This is a genomic window from Pseudomonas fungipugnans, from assembly GCF_029955235.1.
Classification (GTDB): Bacteria; Pseudomonadota; Gammaproteobacteria; order Pseudomonadales; family Pseudomonadaceae; genus Aquipseudomonas; species Aquipseudomonas fungipugnans.
The window spans coordinates 20604-45930 of sequence record NZ_JARBWL010000001.1 but is presented as its reverse complement, the minus strand read 5'-3'; the positions used below and the strand labels follow the sequence as shown (position 1 = coordinate 45930).

Sequence of the window (25327 nt, the reverse complement as noted above, 5' to 3'; positions counted from 1 at the left end):
ACGCAACGGATTTCCCAGTCCTTTGCCTGCAAGCCCAAGGACTGGGATGGCGCCAATTTCGGCGCGGATATGACCTAGGAGGTCAATGTGACAGAGCAAGCCCGCTTTCCCTATGTACTGATAACCAGCAGCGCATCGGTCATCAATAAAGCCTCATCGCTATCACCTACAGGCATCCATCGAGGAAAGGGAATCACCACCTTTTTGGCTGACCATCAATTCGACAAGGTTTTCTCAAGTCTGAGCGAAATCGGCGACGAGTTCGGGTTAGTGCAAGCAAATGACCTCAAATACAACCACGCCGATGGCGAACTGGCCCGAGTGTTTGATCACATCAAGTAGGCCGAGAACAACCGCTGCGATATAGCACCTTGCCGTCTCGCACCTCGATTAATGCTCCCTCAGTAAGATGATATGGGCCGCTGAGTACATACTCGGCGCGCCCATCCTGAACGTCTATTTCAATAGGTTCTCGCTTCGGCAGATTGCTCTGCCGGCTGCGCCAAGCAATCACTGGCTGATACGGGTCGCCCTGTTGCATATTTCTCTCCTGCAGCTCTGCCGCATTATATTGTTTGTTGTGCATCTTTGTGCCTGAGAATCAGGCGTGTTCGGTCCAGCCATGGGCCGCCAAATACGATGATCTCGCTCGGGCGTCCATAGAGGTGGTGCAGAAGGAAAGGCCCGGGGCCGAAGGTCGCGGCATCCTCACCCGGCAATGCCGGATCGGCTCCGAGGAATATCCCCGCATGGTTCGGGTGAACCGTCCGCCCCACCTCCAGCACAACCATGTCGCCGCGCTGCAGCTGATCAACTCGAAAGAAGCCGGCGGCCTCGTAGTTGGCCTCGTACAGGCTGGTGTTCTCTGCGCTTTCCCACCAGCCGTCAGCCCGCTGGAACGCTTCGAACTCAAGCCCCCACTCGCGCCTGTACCAATCGGCGCAGACCTGCCAGCAGTCCCACGCACCATGTACGAATGGACGATTGAGTAGCAGCGTGCTGCCTGTCGGGACGATGGTGCGCAGATCCGCTTCGGGCCAGCTAAAAATGTGCCAGGGCAAGGCCGTGGCCTCGCACATGGCCAGGTCGCGCGGTGACGGCCTGCTGGTCGCGTTTGGGTGCGAATGGACAATCCCAATGATCTCGCCCAAGTCTTCCGCTGCCGCGTAGTCCTCCGGGTCAATCCGGAACTCTTCGTTCGGCTCGGCGGCGATGTTCCGGCACGGGTAATACTGCTGCTTGCGCCCAATACCTAGCACCAGGCCGCAGCACTCTTTCGGGTACTCGGCCGCTGCGTGAGCCTGGATCGCGCTCAGGATGTGCTTGCGCATGGTCAGCTCCTGGCAATGAGGGATACGGCGGGGAACCCCCCATGACTTAACTCTTGATTCTCGCCAAAGCGCAATTTGCAGGACTTGAGCCCGCCCTTGCATTGGTCCTTGCTCGGGTCATCCGTGGGGTTGTCGTCGTCATCGAACATCGCGCCGCCGGTGTAGCCGCAGTTCGGCCCGCGAAAACCACCGGTCATCGCCCAGTGGCAGTAGGTCGTCATCTGGCGCCCAGGCAGGCCGTGGTTGTCGATCTCGCCCGGGGAGGACAGCTCCCACTGCACGACCTCGCCGTCTTCACCGGTCTTCTGGTCGATAAACCAGATTTCCAGCGCTTCTTGTGTCGGATCTGCCGTCGGATTGCCTTCGGGAAAGTTGGCCGCATCCAGGTACTGGGCCAGGGTTTCGCGAACGGTCAGTTGAAACTTCAGCAGGTCATCGAAAGCCAGGCAAAGAGCGGTGATCCGCCCATTGACGTTGCCAGCCATGAATGTCGGTCGGGTGGCACTGCCGTTACTGTCCGCGCCGATGCCTTCAATCTGCACCGGCCAGGCCGCGTACTCGGCTCCCTGCCAAATAATCGACTTCGCCGGCAGCTCGTCAGGCGAACCTTCGTAGGCCAGTAGCTCCTCCGGCGTGTGCGGGATCGCGTGGGCATGGAAGCGCAACACATCGGCGCCGTATTCCGTGCCGTCGATTTCAAACAGCCGCACTTCCCCGCCGGGCTCCAGTTTCTGGATGTCCGCGATCAATGCCATTTGGGATTACCTCAGGGGTGAAAGGTTTGTTCGAAGGTGACGGTCAGGGTGTAAACCGAGCCGCCTTTGTGTGATGGCTGGAAGCCGGCGGGGCATTTGTATAGGCCGAGTTCGCCGAGCGGAGGCGTCCACAAGAATGCTTGCGCTCCCTTGTGGCGACGCAAGAAGTCGATGATCTCCTTAATCTTCGCTGCGCTGCCCGTGAAGCTGACTGGCCAGGACTGCTGCTCATTGTTGATGCCGTCCGATACCGTCTGACTGTAGCCATCGCCGAACTGCTTGGTCCGGGTGCGCTGTTTGATCTCGCCAGCCACACCCTTCTCTGTCGGCCAGGTGAATCGCTCAATTGCCATAGTTCACCCCTTGATGGCCCGGTTGATTTTGCCGCCCTGCCGCAGGTCCTGACTCACCAGTTTCTGGTAGCGCTGGTCGACGAAGTCAGCCAGGTCTTTGCCAAACTGCTCGTAAGCTGGATCATCGGTTTTAGAGCTGGTCGAGCCGTCGCTGGCCACCACGACCTGCACGCTGATGGTCGTGCCGCCGCCCAAGCCGCCGCCGAGCGCCCGAACACCGAGCGCGCCGCTAGCAGTCCGAGTCAACGGCATGATTGCTTCTGGCCCAGCCTCCCCCATGACACCGGCTTTACCGCCAGCCATACCGAACGATGTCGGCGTATTGACCACGCCATTGGTGAAGGCGCCGCCGTTGGCAAACATCTGCACGCCGCCGGACCACGCACCACCATTGGCCTGGACGCTCCCGGGCGTGAAGTTCGACAGATCCGTACCGGTGTATCCGGCTTGCGTCGAGCCCGCCGATGAGCCACCTGTAAAATAGCTCGTCGCCGCGCCAACCAAACTGCCGAGCAACGCCGAGCTGGCCTGCCGTGTAGCAATACGCGCCATGTCCGCCAGAATCGACTTGGTGAAGTCCGCAAACGACAGCTTCCCGGTCATGGCGAAGTTGACGATCGAGTCTTCCATCGAGGTGAAAGCATTGCCGAACAGGGCTTTCGTTTGGCCGGCAACGTTGCTCGCCGAATCCAGATAATTGGCCCAGGCCGATGTCGCACCCTTCGTCCAATCGCCTTGGGCGTTTTCCACATCCGCGTAGTTCTGCCGGATCTGGTCGGTGGCTTTCTTGTTTGCGTCGGCGAGCGCCTGCGACTTACGCTTGAACTCTTCCTCCGACATATTCCGCGACGGGTCAGACTTTTGGTTGGCCAGCTCCAACGACTGCTGAGCAAACCGGTCTTGTTGGGCGTTCAGTTCACCGCTGAGTGCGTTCTGGCGGTCTCCCTGGCCCACGCCAAGCACTGCGCGTTGACCGGCAAGCTCCAGAGCCCGCTGCTGCTGCCCCAGCGCCTGCATGTAGGTGCTGATTGCGCGCTCTTGCTTGGCCAGGCGCCCGGTCTCGTTGGTAGCCAGCACTTCAAGCTGGCTATCAGCGTCCTTCTGCGCTTTGACCATCCCGGCGCGCGCGTCCGCGATCTTCTGGTCCAACTGAATGCTTTGCGCGGCGGATGTGGTCTTCTTGCCCTTGGCGGCTTCCAGCGCGGATATCTCGGCCTCGTAGGCTGCCGTTACCTGGTCGCGCTCATTACCGATGAGCGCTTGGCGTCGAAGCAGGTAGTCGGACTCCGATATCAGCCCGGCCTTCTGCGCTGCGTCCAGTTCCTTCTGGTAGTTCTTGTAGTCGGCAGCTATGGCCGCCAGGTTGTTTTTGGCGGCGTTAAAGCCAGTCAAATCGACCTGAGTTGCGGCAGACTTTGAATCTTTGAACTGATCATTGATGTTCGCGAGGTTCTTATCGATCGCAGCCTGATTCAGGCGCGGGTCATTCGGTGCAACCTTGCGAATATCTTCGAGCTGCCGTTTGTATTCCTTGATCGCTTCGCTGCGCTTTTGCTCATTCGTCCATGCGGACTTGGTGAGGGCGTCGATTTTCGTCATCGACGTTACGGCATCACTCTGCGCCTTGGCCTGCTCGCCTTCCCACTTGGCGATGTCGGCCTGAGCTGCCTTCTCATCTTCCAGCATGTTCACGCGATTCTGCCGGAACTCGATCAGAGCATCTTTGGACTTTTTGTTTTGGAACAATCCATCCATGTTCTGCGCTTCTAGCAGGTCAGTCTTCGCGCTTTCGATATCTGCATTGATGTCGCGTCGACCTATATTCTTGATGCCGTCAGCAGCACGAGCTACTGCGTTGTATGCCTTCTCCCAGAGGCCGAGATTCGCAAGGATCTTTGGCGTGCGCTCGTTGATCGCATCGGCATAAGTATCGGTCGCGAGCTTTACGGCGCCAGCGTGGTCGCCTTGCTTCTCCAAGGCGACAATTTGCGAGTAAACCGAGGCCGTCAGGTAGTGGTATTGCTCATTCAGGGCGGCGGATGCCTTGACTGGGTCATCTGCCAACTTGGAAAACTCGGCGACCGTCTCGCTGACAGCCTTACCGGTCGCCTCCTGCATCGATACGGCGGCCCGAGTGATTTCCGCAAAGCTCGCACCCGCGATCTTCCCGTTATCGGCCAGTAGAGCCAGAACAGCGGCTGCTTGCCCAGTGGAGCCGACAGTCGCGCTTACCTGGCGCGCCATATCCCCAAGCTGGCCAGCGCTGACTCCAGCATAGTTTCCGGTCAGGATTAGCGACTCGTTGTATTTGCCGGCCTCAGCCCTGCCTTGGACAAAACCGTAAGCCAGTGTGCCGACCGCTGCGACAGCAAGTCCTATAGGGGCGGCCATGGCGGCTATCCGAACGGCCGAGGCGCCGGCATTGGTCCCGAGCTCCAGAACGTTATGTGCCGCTACACGAATGTTTCCTTCAGCCAGAGCATTTCCGAGCTGCACTACATTCTGCCTGGCGGCTTTGGTGTTCAATCCGAGGCCGGCAAACGCTGAGCTCGTCTTGTCTATGTCGGCATATTTGCCGTCAATCTTCTTCAGTGCTTCGTTGTACTGAACTTGGCTGATGCGGCCAGCATCCAGATGCTTGCCGAGTTGCTCGACCTGAGTATCGAGCTTGGCCATAGCCGCTCGGGCCGGATCAATCGCCCCCAGCAGGCTGTTCAAGGCCTTTTGTTCATCCAGGGCAGACTTGGCCAGAGCGATCTGCTGCTTGTCGAGTTGCGCCGAGATCTTCGCGGCCTCGGCCTCGCCATAGGCACCGGTCTTGGTCAGCTTCGCCAGAGCGTCACGCTGCTTTGCCAGGTCCTGGGTGGTTTTGGCGCTGGTGGAAAGCGATTTCTCCAGCGCTTGCATTTCGTTCATCAGCGAAACAGCGGACTGCTCGGCCCGGCCGCCGGCCTTCGCCATCTCATCCAGATTCGTTTTCGCCTGGATTGCATCGGCCGAGTCGATCTTGACGCCGAGTTCTGAAATGTTCATCGACTCACCTTAAATAAGTGCCCGTAGTTACGGGCTGTTTTCCCTTTCCTCTGCCATGACGCGCAGGGCTTCGCCTTCCAGCACCTGGAGATCAGGAAAGATTTCAGCGAGTTTCTTTTTCTTGATGCCGAGGAATCCGGACACATCACGAATGCACGTGTAGTCGAGACCGATCGCGCCGCCGGCGCCCGCTCGCCATTGAGTCGACATCCTGTTGAACAGGTAAAATGCCGGCCAGTTGCAGGGCCAGACTTCGGTCACCTCTTCAAGGTCGCCCGGGGCAAGGCCGAAAAGCCCCATCAGTTCAGCAGGCGCCGCCGGCGCGTAGAGTGCACGAGCGGCGTCCGTCAGTTTCCCAGGCGGGCCTGGTTGAATGCGTTCTGGTAGGCATTCACGACCGCCTCAGCAGCACCCTGGCAGGACGTCACCAAGGCCCGAATACCCTTATCGTCGAACTTGTCATCGAAGCCCCAGCCGACTACCAAGTCCTTGATCTGCTGCGACTGCTGCTCAGTGTCAGCGGCAACGATTTCGGAAAGCGTAGGGCTGTCACCCAGGGCGGTCCGAGCTTCGTCGCGCTTCAAGTTCCACTCATCAAACAGAGCGGCAAGCCCCAGGCGATCCCGATACTTGAAGGTGAACTCGATTTTCTCGGGCTCACCCCCAACGATCGGGATCGACACGAAGGCCTTAAACGTCGGGTTCTGGGCGATTCTGATCTTTGCCATGGGTTACGCCACCGCAGTCAGGTAACGGGTCGGTTCGCCCTGTAGCGCCAGGTTCACGGTGCGGGTAAGCAGGTTGCTCCGGGACACGGTTGGCTGGTTGGAGAACGAGGTGAAGGCGCCGTAGAACAGCGTGTCGTTACCCGGCAGGTTGAGGCGCGCGGCCTGAATGGTCTGGCTGGCGTCAGCAGCGCGCAGGATGGCGTTGAACGCCTGCGCCGGGTCATCGGCGATGGTCAGCGCCAGGCTCGCGGCAGCCTTGTCGGTTGGCATCTGGCGGCCCTGCTTGTCTTCCAGGAACACCACGTCCAGATAGTTCTGGGTGCCGCCGGCGAAAGCCACATCGGTGATTTGCGGAATCTGTACCCAGGTCAGCACCTTCTTCAGCGAGCCGATGCCGGAACCGGCCGGGTAAACCTGCAGGTCAGTGGTGTCGATGCCTTCAAGGGTGATGGCAGTAGCAGTGGCCGCCTTTACTCGCACAACGCGATTGCCCAAGCGAGTCCAGCCAGAGGTAACGATCACGATGTCGCCAGCCGACAGTGTGCCGCCCGATACGGTGGCCACGGCTTCGGCCGAGTTGCTCAGCGCCGAAAACGGGATATCAGGGCCGTAGGTTGCGCCGTGCTGGAAAGTGCCGCCGTCCGGAATTTTGTAGCCCATGGGGTATTTCCTCTTTGCAGATATGAAAAAACCCGCTCAATGGCGGGTTTGTGGGGTTGCCCAATGGGCGGAATCAATTGGTGTCGGCTCGATACAAGAACGAAACCGGAACGGTGTAGGTGGAATCGCCGGTGATGCCGGGGCCCGGGTCAACGGGAGACATGGTCACTACGGTGAGCCCCCCCTTCGAGTCCCGGGCGTAAAGCGGGAATAGAGTCGTCAGCTCGGACGAAATCGGGTTCGTTTTAGCCTTGCCGGTGCCCGCCAGCGCGATGATGTTTACCTGAAACACGCCTGTGAAAAGCCGGTGATCGCCGCCGAGCGTGTTGCTCGCGGTATCGCCCGGGATCGTGAACGCCCGCAGGTAGGTTTCGCCCGCTGCCGGCGTGTAAGCCGTGTTCTCGAAGACGATCTTCAACTTCTCTGACCTGGCAGCATTCCAGGCGATCAACTTTGCCTCGTAGATTGAGGCGATGATTGCGTGACTCATACCTAGTTGTTCCTGATGGCCTCCAGCACGATCTGCTGAAAGCGAGCTACGGTTACCCGGACCATGCCGCCGGGGGCCTGGGCGGAATGGCCGAACTCCAGCGGAATCGCATAGGGCAAGTTGTTGATGATGTAGGCAATTTGGCCGGCGGTGAAGTCGCTCATCGCAGCGACCAGCGCGGCAGTGGTTTCGGCGCCGCTCGGGTCTACCTCGTCGAAGGTGACGCTCTCGATCACGCCGAGCGATATATGCCAGTTCGCGCGGAACCGGCCGCCGACGTAACCTTCAGGCGCCACGATATCCATGCCGTCGTTGAGCTTGCGACCCTTCTTCAGCCTGCCACCCTTGGTGAGGTTGGCCGGGTCGCTGCGCAGCGCGCTGTTGTGATCGTCGACGGCCTTGTTGTACTGCGTCGCCACGGCGTTCTGCGCCCAGATCTCCGGGTTACCCACAGGAGACATGCGGATAAGGCTGCTGCCGACCTCGATGATGATCTCGCGCACACTGGCGTCGATGGCCTCACTTGTCTGAGCGGCGAACTCGGCCAGACTCAGGGCGAAACTGCCGGACTGTCCGGCGCCTGCACGGCTCACGACCGCACCTGCAGCTCATACAGAATCGGCGTTCCGGCCGGGTTGATTTCTTTCAGCGGCGGGACAATTGACCAGGCGCGGCCTTGGACAACGACCTTGTTCAGCAGATCAGGTACCCACTCAAGCCCCTGTGCGGCGATCTTGAGCTTCTTGTCACCAACCTTGATCAGACTGTTGTTTTGGAATTCTTGGCCGGTGAAGTCGAGCAGGATGCCTTGGGCGATCTGCTCGATGATCGCACCCGGCACTTCACCACCCATCTCGGGGTCGTACTCGCCCGGCTCCGCCTTGCTGATGGTCACGGGCTGGCCGAACTCTGTGATCATCTCCAGAGCCATCACGGCCATTTCATCGTAGAAGCTGGCCATGAAAGCTCCATTTCAGTTATGCGCGGACGGCGAACAGCCCCCGCTTTTGTAGGTAGTCAGCGAACTGCGTAGCGCTCGGCCGATCCGGCGCCGCTGGCAATAGTCGATTGCTGGTGTTCGGGATAGCGGCGTATTGCCGCGTTACTGCCCCCTCGACACGATCCAGCAGAACCGCGCCTTTGCGCTTCTCCACCGGGTCAATGTCGTCCTGATGAATCTCCGCAGCCAAAGCCATCTGGCCGTACTGGATTCGCGCCGGGAGATAGTTGTCAGGCTTGATCTGCTGATCCAGATGCACACCACGACGAGGCCACGCCAGGGCCTGATCGCTATCTGTCTTGCGCCCTTTCCATGTCATGCCATCCATAGCCAGGGCGGCCCGGCGCAGCAGTGCTTCTTGCGCAACGACATCGACAGGAATGACCACGCCAAACTTCACGGCGTACATGGCCAGGTCTTCGGCGCTCGCGTAGCTTTCGGCGTCTGGCTTGCCGGTGCCGTCCTCGATGATGAGTGTCATGGGTCAACTCGCTGGAATAGTTTGCAGATTGGCCGTCGGCTTACCGACAGCCAGCAGTATTACGTTCTGGGCAGATCAGCGACGAGCTTTTCCAAGGACTCTTTCGAGGCGTTGGCTCGGTAGCTGACGCCAGCTGCGTCGAGTTTAGCCTTCAGCGCTTCAACCTCAACGCCTTGAGCCTTCAACTCGGCGAGTTCATTGCGTAGCACCTGGTTCTCCGTCGCGAGATCGTCACGCGCACCGGCCAGATCGACCATTTGCAGGCGAATGCCGTCGAGCGCCTGGAACAGCCGGATCGCGAGCTCGCCAGCTTCTGGCTTTTCAATCTCGCCGGCATCGAGACCGTCGATGACGACGCGAACCGTATCGCTTTCGATCTGCAACTTGCCAACCAACTCTTCCAGTTCGGCATTGTTACCACCGAGAGCAACTGGAGCTCGAGCAACCTCATCAGCTGATACGCCGACACCAATTTTCTCGTAGGCATCGACCACCTTTGGCCAGTCGCCAATGACCAGGACACTGGTCACACCAGCCTCTGGCTTATCGAAATGCTCGGGGTTCCTGTAGCGCTTCTCGGGGTCGAATCCGCCAAGCTGATTGCTGTAAGTCAATTCCACGATGTTCTCCATGGCGGCCATTACTGGCCGCGCAGTGATTTAGGTTTAACCGCCAGTGACAGGAGGCGTCGCCGTCAGCTTGATCATCACGCCGGCGGTGACCTTGTTGCTGCCGGCGTGCTTGACCCAGTTAGCAGCGGAGCCAACAGCAGCCAAAGTCGGATTGGAACCACCGGTCGATGCTTTCCAGCTGTAACCCAACACATCAATATTCACGGTGCCTTCGGCGCGGTAGCCGATGCCGAGGTTTTCTTCGTCGTTTACTTCATACGAGCGGAAACCAGGGGCTTGGGACTCGGTGATCGTCACAGCGTTTGGCAGCAGGCCGAAGATCACGTCCGAAGGCGCGGTGTCGGTCACCAGTACTGGCTTGCCGAGGGTGCCCGGCAGGCCGCCGTAGATCACAACGCCCGCTTCTTCGTAGATCTTGTTGGTGATCGCTTCGTCGACAATGTCGAAGTAGGCGCTGGAGTGCATGACCCAGAGAGAGATGCGGCCGAACTTGTCACCAAACTTGCGCATACCGCGAGTCAGCGTCTTCTTGCCGTCGGTTTCAATGTTGGCGGACACCACCATATCGACGTTGGAGCCAATGGCTGCGCGAAGACCGGCGGTGGCGTACTGGATGAAGCCTTCCAGTGTCGCATCGGCCACGTCGGCGCCGACGATCTGGGAGAACTCTTCGACCGGACGGCCGCGGCGTTTGAACGCCTCTTCGGTCGTCTGGTACGGGCCGTACTTCCACGGAGCCTTCACGCCCACCGCCTCGCCGGCGCTGATCTTCTTGGCAATAACCTTGCCTTCAGAGTTGACGTCGCGGTGCTCCAGCGAGCCGTTCAGCTTGTAGAGGGCGCGCTTGCGGAAGTCGCCTTCGATCAGCTCGTTGTCCAGCACCATCGCGCCGTTAGATGATGCATTGAACACGTCGAGGTTGTCCTGAACGCGTTCCAGGTAGGCGGTTTGCGCCTCGTCGTTGTAGATGATCAGGTCGCTGTTAACGGTTGTAGCCATGGGTCAATCCCCTTACTTGGGCAATTGCAGATATGCGGTTTGGCCGTGCTTGCGCTGGTAGTCGCGCTTCTGCTCGGAGGTCATTTCGGAGCGCTTGAATGCAGCCTGGCCGCCACCCCCGCCCGGGGCTTGTGTACCTGAAGCCCTTGGCCACAGGTGAGGTGCGCTTTCGCGCAAAGATTCCGCCCATTCGAGCGGTGTCAGAGGCGTCTTGCCGTCTTTACCGAGGATGGCCTGGCCTTCCTTGTCGACTGCAACAGCATCGCCCTCTTCATTCAGGGTGAATTGCCCGCGTGCGCGCAGGATCAAGTCGTCCGTCGCTTCAGGCAGCGCACCGGCCTTGATCGCCGCTGCGCGAATCGAATCACCGAGGACCTTGTCCCGGAATTTGTTGGCGAACGATTCGGATTTGTCAGCTCGGGCTTTCTCGCCAGCGAGCTGCTTCTCGAACTCACCGCGCAGGCGCTCTGTGCGCTTGCCGAAGACCTCGTCGATCTTGCCCTCGGTGAGCAGTTTGGTTTCTTCATCTTGACCAGCCTTCGCAAGCAGCCCTTTCACGGCGTCGATGTCGATGCCCTGAAACTGGGTTTCGAAGTCGGTGAGCTTGCCGGAGGTTTCCTTCAGCTTGCCGAGCAGCTCGCTGTTCTTCGTTTTCAGACCCGAAACGGATGTTTCAACGGCAGTCGCGATAGCGGCCTTGATTGCCGGGTTGTCCAGGTCGATTTCGTTTTCTTCTGCCACGTTGATGCACCCCTTGGGTATGTGCTGCCCGCTTTGCAGGCAATAAAAAACCGCCCGGAGGCGGCTGATTGAAAGTGTTTGATCAAATTCCGGACTTAGCGAATGCGAGTGGTTCTAAAGCCTTCATCTGCGCCAGGGTCAGCGGTGCAAAGTTGCGATCAAGCTGCAGCTCGGCGAAGCGCTGGACGCTCAGCCCGCCCTCGCGAAACAGCTTTGCCCGCATCGGGCCGATAGCCACATCCTGAAACGTCGCCGGCTGCCGCTGGAGCCAGTGGTAATAGTCGAGGCTCGCGCTGACTTGCCCAGGGCCATCAGCACCGACCGAAGCCCGCGTCGCGCCCTTGGCGAACATCTCGCTCATCTTGGTCAGGAATATGAACGTGGTGCGGCAGTTCGGGTGAAACGGCGGTCTTGGCCCGGAATCAACCGGGAATCGGCGGCCATCCATCGAGCGACATTGCTGGCTGGTCTTGCTGTCCAGCGTGGCGACCATTTCAATTTCGGCCACGATATCCGTGTTGGCCTTGGCCACCTCCATGCGCGCCTGGGACGAAACATGCTGAATCGCCGTGTGCACGACCGTGCTGGCATTGCGGTTGGTGGTGGCCAGGATGCCGTCTTTGTACCCTGCCGCCTTGGTACCGCGAATGTTGCGGATGATCTGGAAGTTCGTCTGCCCTTCGAAGAAGCCCTGCCGGATCTTCCCAGTGACGCGCTCGCGCTCGGCAGTGGTCCAGCCCTTGATAAACGACTTCAGCAGCTTGCCGCCGCCGGTGCCACGCACGCTGAGTGGATTCGTCAGCACCGCCGCCCTGATGGCCGCCGCTGTCGGCGCCGCAACGTCCAGTGACACGCCGACCGGCGCCGACCTGGCCAAACTCGTCGCCTCGAACTCAGCTTCGTAGTTGGCAATGTCGATCAGGTCGAGGCTCAGCTGCACGCTGTAGCGGTCAAAGATGCCCAGCAACAGGCTATCGACTTCCTTGAGCAGCGCCTCCAGCCGTTTGACGTTGTATTCAGTCAGATCCGACTGGGTGAGGCGATCGCGGATTGAGCGGTCAATCTCCTTGAGGAACGGTGCGAACTTTCCGACCTCTCCCGCCTTCAGCTTTTCGAGGAAGACCGCGTGCCGGATCGTGGCATCAAGAATTGCCTGGTTTGCTGCCATTCGGTGTTACCTCATCATCCAGGCCCAGGCCATCGCCCTGCTCTTGAAGCTCGCCGTCGATCTGCTGGTCGGTGCGCTCCGGTGCAATCAAGCCCAGCTTGCGTAGGTAGGACCGCAGATCCGCCTTCGCGAACCCGCCGTTCTGCCATAGGCCAACCAAGGCCGTGATCATTTGCGGATCAGCCGTCAGTTCGACGAACTCCTGATTGACCTGGTACGCGACTTTGTCGGAAACGCCCATGTACTGGCCGCACCAGATGATTGCGCGGGTGTAGGCCTCGCTGACGTTGGCCACACAGCCGGCCAGCACCGAGGTGGATGCCGACTGATCGCCGCGCGCCTCGGTTGCCGTCTTGGACGACAGTGACGCCACAACCATCCGGGCGCCCAGCTCGATCATCATCTGGTTCTTGTCGCCCATGGCCTCTTTGACCAGAGTGTTCGGCAAAGGCTGCGCATAGGCGAAAGCGCCACCTGCAGGCAGCAACATTGGCGCCCGAGAGCCGACGTAGACGCCGCTTTTCTCCATGTGGTCGCGCCAGTTTTCATCGAGCCCGGAGATAAATGGCTGCGCTTGGCCACACCAGAAGACGCTGTCTTCATAGTCGGCGCTGTTGCGGTAATGGCCCAGGTTGATCATTGCGATGTCGTACAAGGGCGACTCATCGATGGTCGGGTCGTTGTTCTGTGCCCCGACGAAGGTGAACGGGATTTCCTTGAGGCGCCCGGTGACCCCTTTCGGGGCAAATTCTTTCGTGACTTCAAGCGGCCCGCCACCTCTTGGGCCGGATCGGCGCCAAACCCGACAAACGAAACCGTCCGGCTCAAGAGCAAGCTCGCGGAACTGCTCGACAGCCTTGAACCCGAAGCCGTCCTCAATCTCCAACATCTCACGCAGCACGACCAGAGTCAGCACGTTGTGGCCATTCACCATGCCGGTGCGCCAGTTGATGATGTCCTCGGCGCAGTACGACAGGATCACCGAGTGCCCGCCGGCGCCTTCGTCCTGGTGATAGTCAACGTACAGACCGTGACGGCCCCCCTCGAGCACCTTTTCCAGCGTACCCTGGGAGTGCTGGTAAATGCTCACGCCGGAACCGTTGGCATTGTCCTGCAAGTACTCCAGCTTCTTCGGTACGGTCAGCGTCGGGTCTTTGTGGAAGGCCAGGCCCAGCAAACCGTTGCGGGTATGTCCCGTGGCGTTTTTGAACACGGCTCGCTCGCGGTAGGCCTTGTTCCGGTCCACGTTCTCGGGCGACTTGTCGTGTGCATTGATGTACGGCAGGCGCGATACCACCCGGTGCTGGCCGGCGCAGACATCGCGGACGGTTGCCCAGCGGTCCAGCACTTCGATGTAGTCCGCCCGCCTGAAGGAGACGTCGTTGCTCATCGGGCGTATCCCATTTTGATAGAAGTGACGATCGCTTTGATCGGATAACGCTTGGCGATGAAGTAGCCGGCAGCGTCGTTCATGTGGTCGTGCCCCTTCTTCGGATCTTTATCCGGCTCACCCTTGTCGGTGTATGTCTGTCGCTCCAGGCACAAGGTGAGCTGAGGGCACTGATCGATGTTCACCTTCAGGCGGCGTTCGCCGTAGGCGTTCAGGAACATGGAATTGACTGAATTGACCCGGTCTTTGACGCCCGGGTTTGTCGAATCAACGATCACCGTAAAGCCGGCCTTCTTCAGCAGCGATAGGTCCGACTCACTGGCGTTTTTGCTGCTGGTGTTCTGGCCGCTGGCATCGGGATAGACCGCAACTGCGTGGCCCGGGAATCTGGCTTTGATTTTCTCGATCATCTCCGGCGTATCTCGCACCCCGTGGAACTCATCCAGAGCCAGCGGCAGGTCGTCGCGCACGACATAGACGACTGACGCCATCTTCATGACGTTGAAGTCCATACCGATGTGCAGGGCCTCGCCGGGCTTGATTCGCTCGGAGGTACGGCACTCATCACGGCTGAATGTGTAGTAGACGACGCCCGCATAGTTTTCGAAGCCGGCCTCATACTCTTGCCGGAATGTTCGGGGGTCCATCTTGCGACGGGCCGCTTCCAGCTCATCGGCAGGCACGTTGCCGCCCTGCAGCGATGTGTACTGCCAACTCATGTGGTCTGGTTCGCCGCCTGGCTTGCCGTCAAGATAGGTGTCGTAGCAGTGGTTGAAGCCTTTGGGCGTGCCAATACGCAGTGCATGGCCACCCCTGCGCAAGACCCCGTCCACCATATAGGTGCAGGTCGACAGCATGGGGCGGATAACTTCCTCCCAGGCCGCGTACTTGCAGTCAGCCCACTCATCCACAAGGATGAAGAACAGGCCAGAGCCGCGAAGGTCATCGTAGTTCTCAAGGCCCACGCAGCGCATCAGGTGACCACTGCGAAGCGTGATAAGCATGTCTGTTTCGTTCGGTTTGCATTCCATCCACGCCTTCGGGATGGCTTGCTTCAACCGACGCCAGAACACTCGGCGAGCCTGCTTCTGCGTCGGAGCGGCATACCAGATCTCATCTTCAACACTCACGCCCCACTCAGCAGCGAGTCGAGCGGCTCGACGCATCTCAGCCTTGCCGAGAAACGTCTTGCCAAACCGGCGACCACATACCGCATCGCGGAAGCGAGCAACGGCTTGGAAACCCCACACGTAAATATTTGCCTGCTTCGGCGTCAGCTGTACTGGCGGATCAAAGGTACGGGGAAGTTGGGGCATCTTCGTCGGGGCTCAGTGTGTACTCGGCGACAGCGTGTTCGCTGACCTCTTCCTTGGGCGGATTCAGTTCGCGACGCAGCTTCTCGTTCGTCAGTCGCCTCGTCTCAAGGTCTTCTTTGGTTCGCTCCAGGCTCTCAACACGAGCAGTCAGCCGGTCGATCAGGCTCGAGTAGTCACGAACCTTGCTGGTGGTCGTCTTCTCACCCTCTTCGAGCTTCTCAGAGTCAATTTCCAGCTCATTGCCGAACTCGTTTTCCCTCGCCAATGCGCGCATCAGACGAACACGAGTCAGGCGCAATTCATCATCGACACGCCCCAACTCAATACTGGCAAGGATGTCGTTCTCTTCATCGGTCAGGAACTGGCTGTAGATCGAACCAGGTTTCGCGGCGTTCTTGTTGCCCCGTTGTTCTTTAGGACCCGAACTCTTACCGCCGTGTAGTTTGCAGCGCGAGGAACCCGGTATTGCGTGACGCTTACATGGTTCCCCGTTGCCGCGCTTGGATGCGCCACATAGGGCCATGTTCAGCCTCATTCATGGGGTTGGTTTTCGCAGAACGATTCATTCAATGCATTCGAACGTCGTTCAACGATTCATTCAGTATCTAGCAGCACATCAATCAACTGCTGTTCGGCAAGCCGGAACAGCGTAAGCAACTGCATGCCGCCGGCCTTCAGCCAAACCCATACACGTCGACGAGCAAGCTCAGCGCCCACCGACTCAAGGTCATCGATGTTCTTGCGGCGAAAACAGACACTTCATCGGGCCGCACCCGGATCCATGGCCATTGGACTATGCTTATAATCTGATCAACCCAAAAAGGAAGCTGGAAATGATCGAACGCATAACTGAGGGGGTGGTCGTTCAGGCCGCCAGGGAATGGGCCGCACGAAAAAATACAGACGATGCGACCCCAGTAGGTACTGCACAGGAAGCGATGCTCACACTCAAGTTCAAGCTGAGTAGTGACGAATACGACCAAGAGTTAAAAAAGCTTTTCCGTGAGTACGAGGAGTCGTAACAGCCGCTCACTCAGCCCACCATGACGTTGGTCTGCATCTGGGCGTGCCCGTGCAACAGAGCTACGACCAAGCCCTGAGGTAGGCCGGCAGCCTTGGCAGCACTCACCGCATTGGCGATGGCGCTATCCAGATCGGCGATGGCCTTGTTGATGTCGGGGCTCATCGGTAGACCGTGGCGCAGGCGGGTAACGTTGCTCATGCCCTTCTCCAATGTCGCGACACGATTTGATGATTCGCGAAACGTGTCGCGCTATAGCAGTCAGTTATTCATTTGCTGGCTGATAACGCGCATAATCGGCAATCTCTATTTCTTTGATTTTTATCGAGCAAGACATGCCCACTGACGCAGCCACCGCCATGTCACAGGCACGCGAAAACTACAGGTATCTGGCTGTAGCCCAAGATAAAGCCCACCTTTTAACGCTGAAGAATGGGGCTTCCGGCTATAACCAATCGCTAAAGAGAGCGGGCATTATCAATGAGGAGCAATTGGCTCTCCTGACAGATGAGCTCGAATCAGTGTGCACGACATGGCACGCGTTGCGCTCATAAGCCGGTCCGCTACACCACCTCTGCCAATAAGCACAGAAGAAAAAAACTGCACGCTCCGACTTATGATTTCCGGCGGTCGCTCTCGCCCGGCCCGTGCTTGTCACACGCCAGGCAGTGCTCACAGTTCAGCGTCCGACAGAGCCATACCTTCACCGGCTTCCAGAACGTGACCATGAAGATGTGGCGGGCGCCGGCCAGGGCCAGGGACACATGCAGCGTCAGCCCGGCAGTGGTCGGACCGAAGAAGATGTTCTGGCTTCGGGCCATGACCACAAACCCGCTGATGGCGATGGTCGAGTAAATCAGCTTGCCGAGGATGCCGTCCCTCACCTTCCCGCTCAGTACACACCAGGTGGCCCAAAGCGAGATCAGGCCAACGGCGATGGAATTTATCAGTTCGTAGTTCATGGTGGATTGCCTCCCCCGAACCGCTGGCGAATGAGAGCCCAGAGGTCAGCGGCATTGATCGCTCGATTGACGGCCAGCAGAAGCGAACCGCCGAATGTGCCCAGGAGAAAACCAATCCCGGCAACGATGCTCGGCTCGGTTACGCCAAGGTAGGCGCTCACCATGCCAGTGAGGTACAGCGCGCAGACAATGCCGGTGAATAGAAACTTGGCCCAGGCACGCCAGTCGGTCAGGTCTTCCTTGTGCCACCAGCTGGCGACGATGGCACCAATGAGGCCCGCGATGACCCACTCGATCTTGTCGAGCAGGCGGTGAAATAGATCCATGCGCTCGACTCCGTGGGTGCATGTTTGAAATAGGTCGGCCCCAGCAGCACTCACAGCTCAGAGCGATGAGTGTGGTGGAGCCGAAAACGAAAAAGCCCCAGCAGATGCTGAGGCTCGAAATAGGTGTGAGGGTCTTTCCCCTCCTGTCCGCCAAAGGCCTACTCTGCGTCGACGCCCCTGTGCATCGATCTCGCTGATCCAGTCTCGCGCCACCCCGAAAGCAAGTTTGAGGTCAGGGTGCGCGGGCTGCCGGTGTTTTCTTGCATCGCGGCACTACCGGCTTATCCGCGTCCAGGCATCCCCCGAAGGGCCACCCTGGCTGTGGCGAGCCTGAATCAGAAATGAAAAAGCCCAGCGCGATGGCTGGGCTCTATTACGCAAGGAGATAGAAGATCATGGAGTCCAGTAAGCAATCTTGCCGCCTGCACCAACAGCTATAAAATTGCCGTTGCCGTAGGCGACGCTCCGGATATCGGTTCCTGCGAAAGTGTTGGCTTGCTGAACCCAGCCGATCCCATCCTCGGAAACGGCTGTCTTGCCGCCGTCGCCGACAGCTACATACTTGCCATTACCGTAAGCAATGTCGCGGATGATGGTTCCACCGAAACTGGTATCTTCAACAGCAGTCCAGCTAAGCCCATCGGATGAATATGCCATCTTGCCATCCGCACCAACGATAAACATTTTCCCGTTGCAAAGCTTCATGGAAAGGATGGTGCTATAGCCGAAGGTGCTGGTTCTGGTCGAGAATGTTTGCGGATTATCCGTCGCCATCTTCACAGCGCTAAGCAGCTTCCCATTCGATCCCGCAATCAACACAAAACTGCCAATGACGTTGACGCAGTACACAGTCTCGCTAGAAGTGAAGGTCGTAGTGCGCTCCACCTGGCCTGACCAATCGCCATAACGGGAAAAGACTTTACCGTTAGACCCAACCAGTATCCAGGTGTAGTTCTCGCCGTAAATTGGCTGATAAAACACAATGCCTTGCAAGTCTCCGGACGTGCGAACAGTTGCCGTAAGGTCTGTCCAAACCCTTTCAGGGTGGTCTGTGCTGCCGAAGATCAGATTGCCGGATTGAGAAAGGGCTTGAAGCGATGACCCAATACCGTTCCAGTACAGCTCGTTGAGGACCTTTCCGCTATCAGAGGTGAGGGCGCCCTTAAGCTTGGTCCACGCTGTACCAGTTGCGCCTCCGCTGACAACCTGAGTGGTTGTGGTAAGACCGTTGCCACCAACCGCATAAAACTTGCCTTGCGCAAAAACCACGCGCCTAAGCATGCCGGTGTTATCCACCGGTTGTACTTGAGTCCAAAGATCTTGCAAGGTTTGAGACGCTGAGTTTGCGTTTTCCATTTTAAACTCCGTTACTGAGCTGATTTAAGTTCAGGCCTCTATATTGGGCGTATGGCGCTCATGGGCGATTGCTCGAGGCTCGCGGCCTTCACATGATTCAGCGTCCCGCATCGGGAACATTTGATCTGGAGCTCGGTAAACTCACCCACGCGGGCGAGAAGTCGTTTGCAATTTCCACATCTGCATTCTTTCAACATCTGCAAATTCCTTTTGCAAATTGCTTTATTCAGGTAACAAAAAGCCCCGAACTTGTCGGGGCTCTGTGCTTTCTGGCGGGCATAAAAAAACCGGCTCTATGGCCGGCTTTTTCGAGTAAGTTGCCGAAGGCAAAATACTAACTATGGGGAAATCATGCCCTCAGCCGTGCGGGAAGTCAAGCAGCCTCTTTCATCTTGTTAATTACCCCGCCAATTGAGCTCAACGCACGAGCGTCAATGTCGTGACAGGCGTCGAAACAAAGCTGCACAAAAGGCGCCCAATCCCTACCCCATGCCGCGGACTGAAGCTCGATGTCGTACTCCCCTTTCATCCATGCCCGGAACAATTCCGGCTTGATCAGCAGATCAGGGTTGGATGACTGGCCACCTTGGTGCATGTAGCGGTAGCGACGAAACACACCCTTGGCGACATACTCGGCTCGCTCCCGCTTACTGGCGGTCATGCGTTCTACCCACGAACAAGCCAGATTGAAAACTGCCTCTTCGGCTTCCTCCTGGTCATCATCGCTCGGCTCGGCCGCATACATGGCATTGCCGAAGGCCCGCAGTTGAAAGTGAAGTCGCGCGATAGCTGATTGAATATGGCCGGCCAGCGCCCCATGCATCGCTGGGTTCGCCGTCGGGCCTCGCTCCGTGCTCTGCACCACCACGCCCAGTTCGGCTGCGTCAGAAGTCTGGCCGGGGGCCGGGTTGTAGTTGCAGTCGTGCCAAGCCTGGCGCGCGGAATGGATTTTCATGCTGCTCTCCCCTTCAGCTCTCTTGTTTTTGCCCGGTAGTCGGCGGTCATCGCCTTCAGTTCTTCGACGGTGTATTTCTTCGGCTCATGCGGGCCTTCCAGCCAGTCGACCTGCTCTGCACCGATCCGCTTCACCAGCTCAATGCGGTAGTTCACGATGTTTCCGGAAAGCCGGGTGTTGCACGGCGAGCACTGGCGGTGGCAGTTCAGCGGCTCGAAGCGCAGCGTAGGGTTGCTCCCGACGGTGCGGTAATGCCCTGCGTCGTACTTGCCCTGGTGGTGACGACCGCAACTGATGCACGGCAACTCAGCGTCCCGGGCACGCACCCAGGCATTGAAAGCGACCTGCGTGTCCTTGAGGTGCTCGGCCCTGCTCTTCAGCTTCTCCTTGCGAACCTCGATCTCCCGGCGCTCGAAATCCGCCAGGGCTTTACGCGTGCTTTCCCGGCCCTTCTCCGACTGCCCGTGAGCGATGGCGCACTCGATCTCTCCGCACACAACTTGGGAGTCGCGCGCAGCCGTGAACATCACTCGGCAGGACGGGCAACGCTTCCGGCGCGGGCCGCCGGACGTGAGCGGGGTCTTGCGCTGTAGCGGGGTGCGCTTCATGCGTAACTCCCCAACTGATCAGCAGCAGAAAGCGCGTCAGCTTCACTCTCAAAATGCGCAGACAGCACCAACCGCCAGCAGGCGTTGAAGACGTCGCGGTAAAGCGGCTCGAACGCGGTGTCATCCATGTTGGCCCAACTGATCGACTTGGCTTCCTTGCGGATGCCTTCAGGCGTGTGCACCAGGTGGAAGTGGCCGGCCTCGATCGTCACCCATTCACGGAAAGCTTCGCGGGACTTGTCCACGCACGGGAAGCGTTCGGCGCGGGCCGACTCAAGGCCAGAGATGTACGCCGCGACCGCGTGCGACAGTTGCCCTGGCTTGCCGCTCTGCGCTTCGAAGAACTTGGCCAGCCCCCGAATGCCGCGCATCTCCTGGCGCGGGATCAGCCCGCCGACCGGCTCCCAGTATTCCCACGCCAGATCGAGCATCGAGAAGAACTTGCCGTGGAACTTGCCATTGCGCATGCGGGTGAACTTGCCGTGAATGACCTGGCCAGCTTTCCATTTCTGGACGGTTTCACGATCGGCTTCAGTGGCTGGCACAAGGCCCTGGGCCGTGCGTATCAGTGCGAGCTCAGCCATGAGGCGCATCCTCTGCTTCGTCGGCTAGCTTCCCAATGCGTTCCTTCGCCAGATGCACGAGATCGGAATAATCGCTCGCATTCATCGCAGGGACGCAGACGAAAAGCACTCCGGCTTTGGCGAAAGTTTGCGCAGTCTCCATGGACTTATGCAGATCTTTTGGGTGAGCCTTCATGACTGCTCTCCCTTGTCCGTGGCGGCAGCACTCAGCTCGCCCACGACTTCGCAGGCAATTGCGAAGACGGGATCACCAAGCCGGGCGGAACGCATTATTCGCGTCATGGCATCGAACAGCGCCTCGTTCTCGGCCTTGAGCTGCCCCGCACCACGCTGCACAGCTTCCACCTGTGAGCGCAGCGCGCCGTTCTCAGCATTGACGTGGCTGAACTGGGTCGCAATGTGTTCTTCCAGCGACATCTGATCTCGCTGCCAGTCGATATCGTCATGGAAATAACCGAAGCGCGCGCAAAGGCTGCGGTGGAAGTTTTTGAAGTCGGCCTTATGCTGATCGCGGTTCGCCACTAGCACCTGGCAGTCACCACGCAGCGAGCGTATAGCGCGACTTGAAGCGTCTTCGGCAAGGCGCTCGTTCTCGGCGACCAAGCCGGCAATGGTTTCAATCGTGCAGACGTCAAACAATTCACCGACGGCCTTACTGAATTCACGCGGGCCATTGCAGTTTTCGGCACGGCAGGCGTCGAGCAGGCGCTTCAGTTCGGTGTGATCTGTCATTGCGATATCCCTTTCAGCAGTTCCTGCAACTGTTTCAGCTTGCCGACTGCTTCGGCGTTACCTTCACGCTCAGCCTCAACCGAAAGAGCAACTTCCTCAATGCGGCCGGCCAGCGCCTTCATGCGTTTGCCGATCTCATCGGAAAGACCGAACACTTCAGCGGAAAGGCTGGCCAGGACGTCCAGGGCGCCAGCCTCGGACCTCTTGATCGAAACTACGGCCTGCTTGGATACCTGGGTCACGGACTGCTCCTTGTTTGGTTTTGGGGTTGCTGCATCACGCTGAAATTTTCCACCCGCCGGTTCCCGAATCAGGCCGGCGTCTTTCAGCTCACCAAGGGCGCGACGTATGGCATAGGGCGATGCACCAGTTGCTTTGGCTGTCGAGGTAGCGCCATGGATCTCATGAGTGCTCCAACTCGTTTGGATTGGGACGTAGGCAAAGACTTTTTGGGCTATCGAGGATTGCCCGGCGAGAATCTGTTTTTGTCTTGCTTCGTTCATCAGGAGCTCTCCTTGCGTTGCGCCACAGCGATGGCCACACGGACCTTCCGCTTGCGCAGATATGTGTCGACCCGATCTGCCTGAGCCTTCTTGAGTCGCTCGCGCCTCTGCCGAGCCTTTGCCGCATCAACGATCTGGCGCACTTCGGCGAGCTTCTCTCGCAGGTGCGGTGACGGCTCCGCGGCGGAACCTGTGATGAGCCCGGCTATGGCTTGGCCATCTGCGGTGATGGGTGGGATGCGAAGGTCAGCCAAGTACTGGGTACCGGCCTGCTGGGTGATCAGTTGCATACGGACTGCCGACTCGATCGCTGTAACCCGGCGCGCAGGATCGAGGCCGAGGGAAACACTCCAAGTTGTCGGTTTGGCTTCAGCCCGGGCGGCAGACACCAGACGCTCGTAGGCGCTGTTGAACGCCATCCGAGCACCGACCACATCACGGCGACTCAAGACCGGCTGTGCAGCGACCATCGCTTGGCGTATCTCGGCGGTCATCACGACTGTTTCGAATTCGTCACTGCCGGTAAGAGCGATTGACCACGCTTCGTCCTTGCCTGGGCGGCCGTCGTAGGACTGGACGCGCTGCAGAATGTCAGCCATACACAGCCGGCCTTTCACCTCAAGCCGGCAGGCTTTCAGCGCGGCGCGGACAACCGGCACTGAATAGGCACACAGATCCTCAGCCATCATTGCCGCAGTGCCTGGGTTCATTTCCTGACCCATAGCCTCGGCCGTGGCGATGATTGCGGAGGCAAGCCCGGCGACTTGAGCGTCGTTCATTTCAGAGGTATTCATTGCGCTCTCCCGCCTGGCGCTTGGCCAAGACCATTTGAGCGGCCTGTTCAGCTGCGGAGAGGTTTGCCTCGGTCCGCTCCATCTGGCGGGCGGTGGTCCCGTTGATGCGCTGACCGGTCACCCACTGGGTGTGGTAGCTCTCTGCATTGGCCAGCAATTCGTTAAGGCTGTGGCACTTGCGCAGAACCTGTGCATCGCCGGTTTTCAGGTAGTGGGCAGCGACGTGGTGTGCGACGTCCGCACCAAGGCGGCTGACAAGCTGCCCGAGCTGGCCACCGACCTTGGCGTTCCACACCGGCCAGGCGCCATAGCGCTTGCGGTAAGCCATGGCGTAGTTCGCCCAGGTCTTGAACGTCTTGCAGGTTTGGTCTTTGGGGCCAGGCATGTCGGCGGGGATCTCAACCCGTGGGGCATCGGTACGATCAACGACCAGAACCAAACCGCGAGTCTGAACCGGCACGACCTTGGCGGAAGCCTGGGGCGTAATTGGTTCAATGACAGGTTCCATGACTGGTTCAAGAGAGTGACTGGTTCTGGGTGCAACTGCTGCACTACCCCCTGGTGCAGGAGATTCACTAGGGGGTGAACCTGCTGCGCTACCCGGGTGAATCTTCTGCACCACCCCTGGTGCAGGAGGTGCACCACCATCCAGAATCAGGAAGTAAACGTTCGAGGAGTTCCCCTTCGGTCCACCCTTCCGAATTTCCTTACGCAATAGTCCTGCGTCACACAGGGCGGTAATGTGATTCATAACAGAGCGCTTGCTGATCTCACACTGGTCAGCGATGTGCTGATAAGACGGCCAGCATTCGCCCATATCACTGGCATTGTCAGCCAGCTTGATCAGCACAAGCTTGCGCAGCGGATTGCCGACGCGAAGCTTCATCGCGGCAACCATAAGGCCCATGCTCATGCGGCACCTCCGGCGAAGGCGCGGAAATCAATCGTCTGCACGCCTTTCCAGCTATTGCAGGACATGCAGAGGGTTTGAAGGTTTGCCATCGACGCCTCGCCCCCTTTGCTCTCGGGAACGATGTGGTCGGCTCTCAAGCGCAACGGCTCCGAGCAGCTGCAACGCAGGCATGCATGGCCATCGCGAGCAAACACCTGGGCGCGCAAACCTGAAGGGATGGGCGACTTTTTTGACCTGCGCCGCGGAGCCTGTACGGCTGGCTGATGGATAGTGAAGTGCCCCATGCGGTTCGGGTTCCATTCACGCCCTTTGTCCGTGAGGCGAACCCCTTCCGCGTGTAGCTCGATAAGGCCGGCATCGCGCAAGGCTTTCAGCAAGCGATAAGCGGTGTCCGGTTTGTCTGTGAGCAATGGCAGTTCATCGACGATCTTGGCCTTGCTCAGCGCAAAGTAAATCCCGGTATCCGTCTTGACTGGATTGGCCCAGCTCGGGCACTCGTAGACGAAGGCGAACAGCAGGGCCTGCTGAGAATTCAGCCCCCACTCCAGCGCCTTCGCCTGATTGATCGTGACGGTGTACTGCATGTCAGGCCTTCCCAATCAGTTTGGCCAGTTCGAGGAAGCGATCCACGTACCAGTGAGGCTGCGTCTCGCGTGGGGATTGGGGGTTGGTGAGGTTCTTGTCGTAGGTCATGCCCTTTTCTGTCACACACCAGAACGGGACCATTTCCCGCTTGGAGTTCTTCCGCTCGAGCTGCTTCAGGAAGCCTTTGTCAGCAAGCAGCTTGTTGAAGGCCGGCGCTGATGTGCGCAGGTCGAAGTCCTTGATCAGCGCCGTCACGGCCTTGGTCGGCATGGAACTACCGCCGGTGGCGTCAGGTGCTGCGTCGATGGCGTAGCCAGGTAGAAACTTTGCATCGAGGCCGTTGTTCGCAGCGATCTTGGCCAGCATCAGCATCTTGCTCGACGGTGCCGGCTTCAGCAGGCGGTCGAAGCATTCGAGGATGGCGAGCTCGCCGACGATCTTCGAATTGTTCGGCGCCTGGGCCGAGAAGCTTCCGGTCTTGCGGATACTCGGCAGGACCTGCCCCACCACCCATTCTTCGAACTGCTCGGCAGCTGGCAGCTTCGACTTCATTACCAGCCGGTAAAGGTCGCGCTCAGGGATGATCTGCACAGCGCGGACCTGACCTCCCATTTCGGTATGGCAGGTACTTACTGCTTTGCAGTGAGCGTTGATTGCCTTGGAGGTGTTTGCATAGCCCAGGGCTTCAGCGATGTCCTTGGCAATAAACCAGGGTTCGCCATGGCCGTCATCAATGACGCGGACCGGGAGGCCATGGAAGTCAAAAGGGGTAATCGGCTTGATCCGCGCCACGTTTTCAGAATTCACAAAACGTGTCGCGACATGGTTCGGGGTATTGCTTGAAATGGGTTGGCTCTGCATAATCGGCCCTCTCTAGTTTTGCGAATCAGCCGACCTTCTCCGTCGGCTTT

35 protein-coding genes and 1 pseudogene are annotated in these 25327 nt (G+C 58.8%); 2 read left to right on the top strand and 34 right to left on the bottom strand.

Annotated elements, in window-relative coordinates; translation table 11 throughout:
* Window positions 1-87 precede the first annotated feature (87 nt).
* Entirely contained in the window at window positions 88-342 is a 255-nt protein-coding gene (locus tag POF45_RS00310; RefSeq protein WP_282314723.1) for a hypothetical protein, read from the top strand.
* A 224-nt stretch (window positions 343-566) separates the two neighbouring features.
* Here POF45_RS00310 and POF45_RS00305 read toward each other — a convergent pair whose 3' ends face one another.
* The 18 genes from POF45_RS00305 to POF45_RS00220 all read right to left on the bottom strand — a co-directional run bounded on the left by POF45_RS00305 (window position 567) and on the right by POF45_RS00220 (window position 15600).
* Complete coding sequence (locus POF45_RS00305) at window positions 567-1331, bottom strand: C40 family peptidase (RefSeq protein WP_282314722.1); 765 nt, start codon at window positions 1329-1331, stop codon at window positions 567-569.
* A gap of 2 nt (window positions 1332-1333) precedes the next feature.
* Window positions 1334-2086: a phage minor tail protein L gene (locus POF45_RS00300; RefSeq protein WP_282314721.1), complete on the bottom strand. Its 753-nt coding sequence runs from the start codon at window positions 2084-2086 to the stop codon at window positions 1334-1336.
* 11 nt (window positions 2087-2097) lie between these two features.
* The gene (locus POF45_RS00295; protein WP_282314720.1) at window positions 2098-2439 is read right to left on the bottom strand and encodes a phage tail protein; all 342 of its coding nucleotides are present in this window, start codon (window positions 2437-2439) and stop codon (window positions 2098-2100) included.
* Window positions 2440-2442: 3 nt separating this feature from the next.
* The gene (locus POF45_RS00290; protein ID WP_282314719.1) at window positions 2443-5472 is read right to left on the bottom strand and encodes a phage tail tape measure protein; all 3030 of its coding nucleotides are present in this window, start codon (window positions 5470-5472) and stop codon (window positions 2443-2445) included.
* Between the two features lie 27 nt (window positions 5473-5499).
* Window positions 5500-5772 carry a DUF1799 domain-containing protein gene (locus POF45_RS00285; RefSeq protein WP_282314718.1) on the bottom strand — a complete coding sequence of 91 codons (273 nt, stop codon included), beginning with the start codon at window positions 5770-5772 and terminating at the stop codon, window positions 5500-5502.
* A gap of 47 nt (window positions 5773-5819) precedes the next feature.
* Entirely contained in the window at window positions 5820-6200 is a 381-nt protein-coding gene (locus tag POF45_RS00280) for a phage tail assembly chaperone (RefSeq protein ID WP_259494406.1), read from the bottom strand.
* Between the two features lie 3 nt (window positions 6201-6203).
* Window positions 6204-6860 carry a phage tail protein gene (locus POF45_RS00275; RefSeq protein WP_282314717.1) on the bottom strand — a complete coding sequence of 219 codons (657 nt, stop codon included), beginning with the start codon at window positions 6858-6860 and terminating at the stop codon, window positions 6204-6206.
* Window positions 6861-6933: 73 nt separating this feature from the next.
* A complete protein-coding gene (locus tag POF45_RS00270) occupies window positions 6934-7350 on the bottom strand; it encodes a DUF4128 domain-containing protein (protein ID WP_259494410.1) in 417 nt (138 codons plus the stop codon).
* A 2-nt stretch (window positions 7351-7352) separates the two neighbouring features.
* Window positions 7353-7943: a hypothetical protein gene (locus POF45_RS00265; protein ID WP_282314716.1), complete on the bottom strand. Its 591-nt coding sequence runs from the start codon at window positions 7941-7943 to the stop codon at window positions 7353-7355.
* Window positions 7940-8311 carry a hypothetical protein gene (locus POF45_RS00260; RefSeq protein ID WP_282314715.1) on the bottom strand — a complete coding sequence of 124 codons (372 nt, stop codon included), beginning with the start codon at window positions 8309-8311 and terminating at the stop codon, window positions 7940-7942. Before POF45_RS00260 ends, POF45_RS00265 begins: the two co-directional genes overlap by 4 nt.
* A gap of 16 nt (window positions 8312-8327) precedes the next feature.
* A complete protein-coding gene (locus tag POF45_RS00255) occupies window positions 8328-8831 on the bottom strand; it encodes a DnaT-like ssDNA-binding protein (RefSeq protein WP_259494415.1) in 504 nt (167 codons plus the stop codon).
* A gap of 59 nt (window positions 8832-8890) precedes the next feature.
* A complete protein-coding gene (locus POF45_RS00250) occupies window positions 8891-9451 on the bottom strand; it encodes a hypothetical protein (RefSeq protein ID WP_282314714.1) in 561 nt (186 codons plus the stop codon).
* A 45-nt stretch (window positions 9452-9496) separates the two neighbouring features.
* The gene (locus tag POF45_RS00245) at window positions 9497-10462 is read right to left on the bottom strand and encodes a major capsid protein (RefSeq protein ID WP_282314713.1); all 966 of its coding nucleotides are present in this window, start codon (window positions 10460-10462) and stop codon (window positions 9497-9499) included.
* 12 nt (window positions 10463-10474) lie between these two features.
* Window positions 10475-11203: a hypothetical protein gene (locus POF45_RS00240; RefSeq protein WP_259494419.1), complete on the bottom strand. Its 729-nt coding sequence runs from the start codon at window positions 11201-11203 to the stop codon at window positions 10475-10477.
* Between the two features lie 82 nt (window positions 11204-11285).
* A complete protein-coding gene (locus POF45_RS00235; protein WP_282314712.1) occupies window positions 11286-12371 on the bottom strand; it encodes a minor capsid protein in 1086 nt (361 codons plus the stop codon).
* Window positions 12346-13761: a DUF4055 domain-containing protein gene (locus tag POF45_RS00230; protein ID WP_282314711.1), complete on the bottom strand. Its 1416-nt coding sequence runs from the start codon at window positions 13759-13761 to the stop codon at window positions 12346-12348. The genes POF45_RS00235 and POF45_RS00230 overlap by 26 nt, the downstream gene beginning before the upstream one ends.
* Window positions 13758-15077, bottom strand: coding sequence for a phage terminase large subunit family protein (locus POF45_RS00225; protein ID WP_282314710.1), 1320 nt, complete (start codon window positions 15075-15077; stop codon window positions 13758-13760). The genes POF45_RS00230 and POF45_RS00225 overlap by 4 nt, the downstream gene beginning before the upstream one ends.
* The gene (locus POF45_RS00220) at window positions 15052-15600 is read right to left on the bottom strand and encodes an HGGxSTG domain-containing protein (RefSeq protein ID WP_282314709.1); all 549 of its coding nucleotides are present in this window, start codon (window positions 15598-15600) and stop codon (window positions 15052-15054) included. The genes POF45_RS00225 and POF45_RS00220 overlap by 26 nt, the downstream gene beginning before the upstream one ends.
* A gap of 310 nt (window positions 15601-15910) precedes the next feature.
* Here POF45_RS00220 and POF45_RS00215 point away from each other — a divergent pair, with 310 nt between their 5' ends.
* Window positions 15911-16099, top strand: coding sequence for a hypothetical protein (locus POF45_RS00215; RefSeq protein WP_282314708.1), 189 nt, complete (start codon window positions 15911-15913; stop codon window positions 16097-16099).
* A gap of 11 nt (window positions 16100-16110) precedes the next feature.
* Here POF45_RS00215 and POF45_RS00210 read toward each other — a convergent pair whose 3' ends face one another.
* The 16 genes and pseudogenes from POF45_RS00210 to POF45_RS00135 form a co-directional block, all read right to left on the bottom strand.
* Entirely contained in the window at window positions 16111-16299 is a 189-nt protein-coding gene (locus POF45_RS00210) for a hypothetical protein (protein ID WP_282314707.1), read from the bottom strand.
* 413 nt (window positions 16300-16712) lie between these two features.
* Window positions 16713-17060: a hypothetical protein gene (locus tag POF45_RS00205; protein WP_282314706.1), complete on the bottom strand. Its 348-nt coding sequence runs from the start codon at window positions 17058-17060 to the stop codon at window positions 16713-16715.
* Window positions 17057-17386 (bottom strand): MFS transporter, encoded by a 330-nt coding sequence (locus POF45_RS00200; RefSeq protein WP_282314705.1) that lies wholly within the window; start codon window positions 17384-17386, stop codon window positions 17057-17059. The genes POF45_RS00205 and POF45_RS00200 overlap by 4 nt, the downstream gene beginning before the upstream one ends.
* A gap of 393 nt (window positions 17387-17779) precedes the next feature.
* Window positions 17780-18742 (bottom strand): DUF6242 domain-containing protein, encoded by a 963-nt coding sequence (locus POF45_RS00195; RefSeq protein WP_282314704.1) that lies wholly within the window; start codon window positions 18740-18742, stop codon window positions 17780-17782.
* 38 nt (window positions 18743-18780) lie between these two features.
* The gene (locus POF45_RS00190; RefSeq protein ID WP_282314703.1) at window positions 18781-18945 is read right to left on the bottom strand and encodes a Com family DNA-binding transcriptional regulator; all 165 of its coding nucleotides are present in this window, start codon (window positions 18943-18945) and stop codon (window positions 18781-18783) included.
* A gap of 170 nt (window positions 18946-19115) precedes the next feature.
* A complete protein-coding gene (locus POF45_RS00185; protein WP_259494438.1) occupies window positions 19116-19697 on the bottom strand; it encodes a hypothetical protein in 582 nt (193 codons plus the stop codon).
* On the bottom strand, window positions 19694-20305 hold the full coding sequence (locus tag POF45_RS00180) for a recombination protein NinG (protein ID WP_282314702.1): 612 nt from the start codon (window positions 20303-20305) through the stop codon (window positions 19694-19696). Before POF45_RS00180 ends, POF45_RS00185 begins: the two co-directional genes overlap by 4 nt.
* Entirely contained in the window at window positions 20302-20889 is a 588-nt protein-coding gene (locus tag POF45_RS00175) for a DUF1367 family protein (protein ID WP_259494441.1), read from the bottom strand. The genes POF45_RS00180 and POF45_RS00175 overlap by 4 nt, the downstream gene beginning before the upstream one ends.
* Window positions 20882-21064, bottom strand: a complete 183-nt coding sequence (locus POF45_RS00170; protein WP_259494442.1) for a DUF1382 family protein — start codon at window positions 21062-21064, stop codon at window positions 20882-20884. Before POF45_RS00170 ends, POF45_RS00175 begins: the two co-directional genes overlap by 8 nt.
* The gene (locus tag POF45_RS00165; RefSeq protein WP_282314700.1) at window positions 21061-21621 is read right to left on the bottom strand and encodes a hypothetical protein; all 561 of its coding nucleotides are present in this window, start codon (window positions 21619-21621) and stop codon (window positions 21061-21063) included. The genes POF45_RS00170 and POF45_RS00165 overlap by 4 nt, the downstream gene beginning before the upstream one ends.
* On the bottom strand, window positions 21618-22124 hold the full coding sequence (locus POF45_RS00160) for a hypothetical protein (RefSeq protein ID WP_282314699.1): 507 nt from the start codon (window positions 22122-22124) through the stop codon (window positions 21618-21620). Before POF45_RS00160 ends, POF45_RS00165 begins: the two co-directional genes overlap by 4 nt.
* Entirely contained in the window at window positions 22124-22918 is a 795-nt protein-coding gene (locus POF45_RS00155) for a hypothetical protein (protein WP_282314698.1), read from the bottom strand. The genes POF45_RS00160 and POF45_RS00155 overlap by 1 nt, the downstream gene beginning before the upstream one ends.
* Window positions 22905-23831 carry a helix-turn-helix domain-containing protein gene (locus POF45_RS00150; RefSeq protein WP_282314697.1) on the bottom strand — a complete coding sequence of 309 codons (927 nt, stop codon included), beginning with the start codon at window positions 23829-23831 and terminating at the stop codon, window positions 22905-22907. The genes POF45_RS00155 and POF45_RS00150 overlap by 14 nt, the downstream gene beginning before the upstream one ends.
* The gene (locus POF45_RS00145; protein WP_431978596.1) at window positions 23828-24025 is read right to left on the bottom strand and encodes an HNH endonuclease; all 198 of its coding nucleotides are present in this window, start codon (window positions 24023-24025) and stop codon (window positions 23828-23830) included. Before POF45_RS00145 ends, POF45_RS00150 begins: the two co-directional genes overlap by 4 nt.
* Before the next feature lie 3 nt (window positions 24026-24028).
* Window positions 24029-24415, bottom strand: a pseudogene (locus POF45_RS29765) (phage replication protein); the annotation flags it as partial.
* A 1-nt stretch (window position 24416) separates the two neighbouring features.
* On the bottom strand, window positions 24417-25277 hold the full coding sequence (locus POF45_RS00135) for a BRO-N domain-containing protein (protein WP_282314696.1): 861 nt from the start codon (window positions 25275-25277) through the stop codon (window positions 24417-24419).
* Window positions 25278-25327: the final 50 nt, after the last annotated feature.

Excerpts from the sequence above, each read along its gene's own strand:
- POF45_RS00235 (WP_282314712.1), bottom strand. The coding sequence starts at position 12,371 with ATGGCAGCAAACCAGGCAATTCTTGATGCCACGATCCGGCACGCGGTC.
- POF45_RS00135 (WP_282314696.1), bottom strand. The coding sequence starts at position 25,277 with ATGCAGAGCCAACCCATTTCAAGCAATACCCCGAACCATGTCGCGACA.
- POF45_RS00165 (WP_282314700.1), bottom strand. The coding sequence starts at position 21,621 with ATGACAGATCACACCGAACTGAAGCGCCTGCTCGACGCCTGCCGTGCC.
- POF45_RS00270 (WP_259494410.1), bottom strand. The coding sequence starts at position 7,350 with ATGAGTCACGCAATCATCGCCTCAATCTACGAGGCAAAGTTGATCGCC.
- POF45_RS00280 (WP_259494406.1), bottom strand. The coding sequence starts at position 6,200 with ATGGCAAAGATCAGAATCGCCCAGAACCCGACGTTTAAGGCCTTCGTG.
- POF45_RS00175 (WP_259494441.1), bottom strand. The coding sequence starts at position 20,889 with ATGGCTGAGCTCGCACTGATACGCACGGCCCAGGGCCTTGTGCCAGCC.
- POF45_RS00305 (WP_282314722.1), bottom strand. The coding sequence starts at position 1,331 with ATGCGCAAGCACATCCTGAGCGCGATCCAGGCTCACGCAGCGGCCGAG.
- POF45_RS00205 (WP_282314706.1), bottom strand. The coding sequence starts at position 17,060 with ATGAACTACGAACTGATAAATTCCATCGCCGTTGGCCTGATCTCGCTT.
- POF45_RS00220 (WP_282314709.1), bottom strand. The coding sequence starts at position 15,600 with ATGGCCCTATGTGGCGCATCCAAGCGCGGCAACGGGGAACCATGTAAG.
- POF45_RS00245 (WP_282314713.1), bottom strand. The coding sequence starts at position 10,462 with ATGGCTACAACCGTTAACAGCGACCTGATCATCTACAACGACGAGGCG.
- POF45_RS00155 (WP_282314698.1), bottom strand. The coding sequence starts at position 22,918 with ATGAATACCTCTGAAATGAACGACGCTCAAGTCGCCGGGCTTGCCTCC.
- POF45_RS00210 (WP_282314707.1), bottom strand. The coding sequence starts at position 16,299 with ATGAGCAACGTTACCCGCCTGCGCCACGGTCTACCGATGAGCCCCGAC.
- POF45_RS00215 (WP_282314708.1), top strand. The coding sequence starts at position 15,911 with ATGATCGAACGCATAACTGAGGGGGTGGTCGTTCAGGCCGCCAGGGAA.
- POF45_RS00200 (WP_282314705.1), bottom strand. The coding sequence starts at position 17,386 with ATGGATCTATTTCACCGCCTGCTCGACAAGATCGAGTGGGTCATCGCG.
- POF45_RS00195 (WP_282314704.1), bottom strand. The coding sequence starts at position 18,742 with ATGGAAAACGCAAACTCAGCGTCTCAAACCTTGCAAGATCTTTGGACT.
- POF45_RS00290 (WP_282314719.1), bottom strand. The coding sequence starts at position 5,472 with ATGAACATTTCAGAACTCGGCGTCAAGATCGACTCGGCCGATGCAATC.
- POF45_RS00225 (WP_282314710.1), bottom strand. The coding sequence starts at position 15,077 with ATGCCCCAACTTCCCCGTACCTTTGATCCGCCAGTACAGCTGACGCCG.
- POF45_RS00170 (WP_259494442.1), bottom strand. The coding sequence starts at position 21,064 with ATGAAGGCTCACCCAAAAGATCTGCATAAGTCCATGGAGACTGCGCAA.
- POF45_RS00285 (WP_282314718.1), bottom strand. The coding sequence starts at position 5,772 with ATGGGGCTTTTCGGCCTTGCCCCGGGCGACCTTGAAGAGGTGACCGAA.
- POF45_RS00295 (WP_282314720.1), bottom strand. The coding sequence starts at position 2,439 with ATGGCAATTGAGCGATTCACCTGGCCGACAGAGAAGGGTGTGGCTGGC.
- POF45_RS00255 (WP_259494415.1), bottom strand. The coding sequence starts at position 8,831 with ATGACACTCATCATCGAGGACGGCACCGGCAAGCCAGACGCCGAAAGC.
- POF45_RS00185 (WP_259494438.1), bottom strand. The coding sequence starts at position 19,697 with ATGAAAATCCATTCCGCGCGCCAGGCTTGGCACGACTGCAACTACAAC.
- POF45_RS00275 (WP_282314717.1), bottom strand. The coding sequence starts at position 6,860 with ATGGGCTACAAAATTCCGGACGGCGGCACTTTCCAGCACGGCGCAACC.
- POF45_RS00230 (WP_282314711.1), bottom strand. The coding sequence starts at position 13,761 with ATGAGCAACGACGTCTCCTTCAGGCGGGCGGACTACATCGAAGTGCTG.
- POF45_RS00260 (WP_282314715.1), bottom strand. The coding sequence starts at position 8,311 with ATGGCCAGCTTCTACGATGAAATGGCCGTGATGGCTCTGGAGATGATC.
- POF45_RS00300 (WP_282314721.1), bottom strand. The coding sequence starts at position 2,086 with ATGGCATTGATCGCGGACATCCAGAAACTGGAGCCCGGCGGGGAAGTG.
- POF45_RS00180 (WP_282314702.1), bottom strand. The coding sequence starts at position 20,305 with ATGAAGCGCACCCCGCTACAGCGCAAGACCCCGCTCACGTCCGGCGGC.
- POF45_RS00160 (WP_282314699.1), bottom strand. The coding sequence starts at position 22,124 with ATGAACGAAGCAAGACAAAAACAGATTCTCGCCGGGCAATCCTCGATA.
- POF45_RS00150 (WP_282314697.1), bottom strand. The coding sequence starts at position 23,831 with ATGAGCATGGGCCTTATGGTTGCCGCGATGAAGCTTCGCGTCGGCAAT.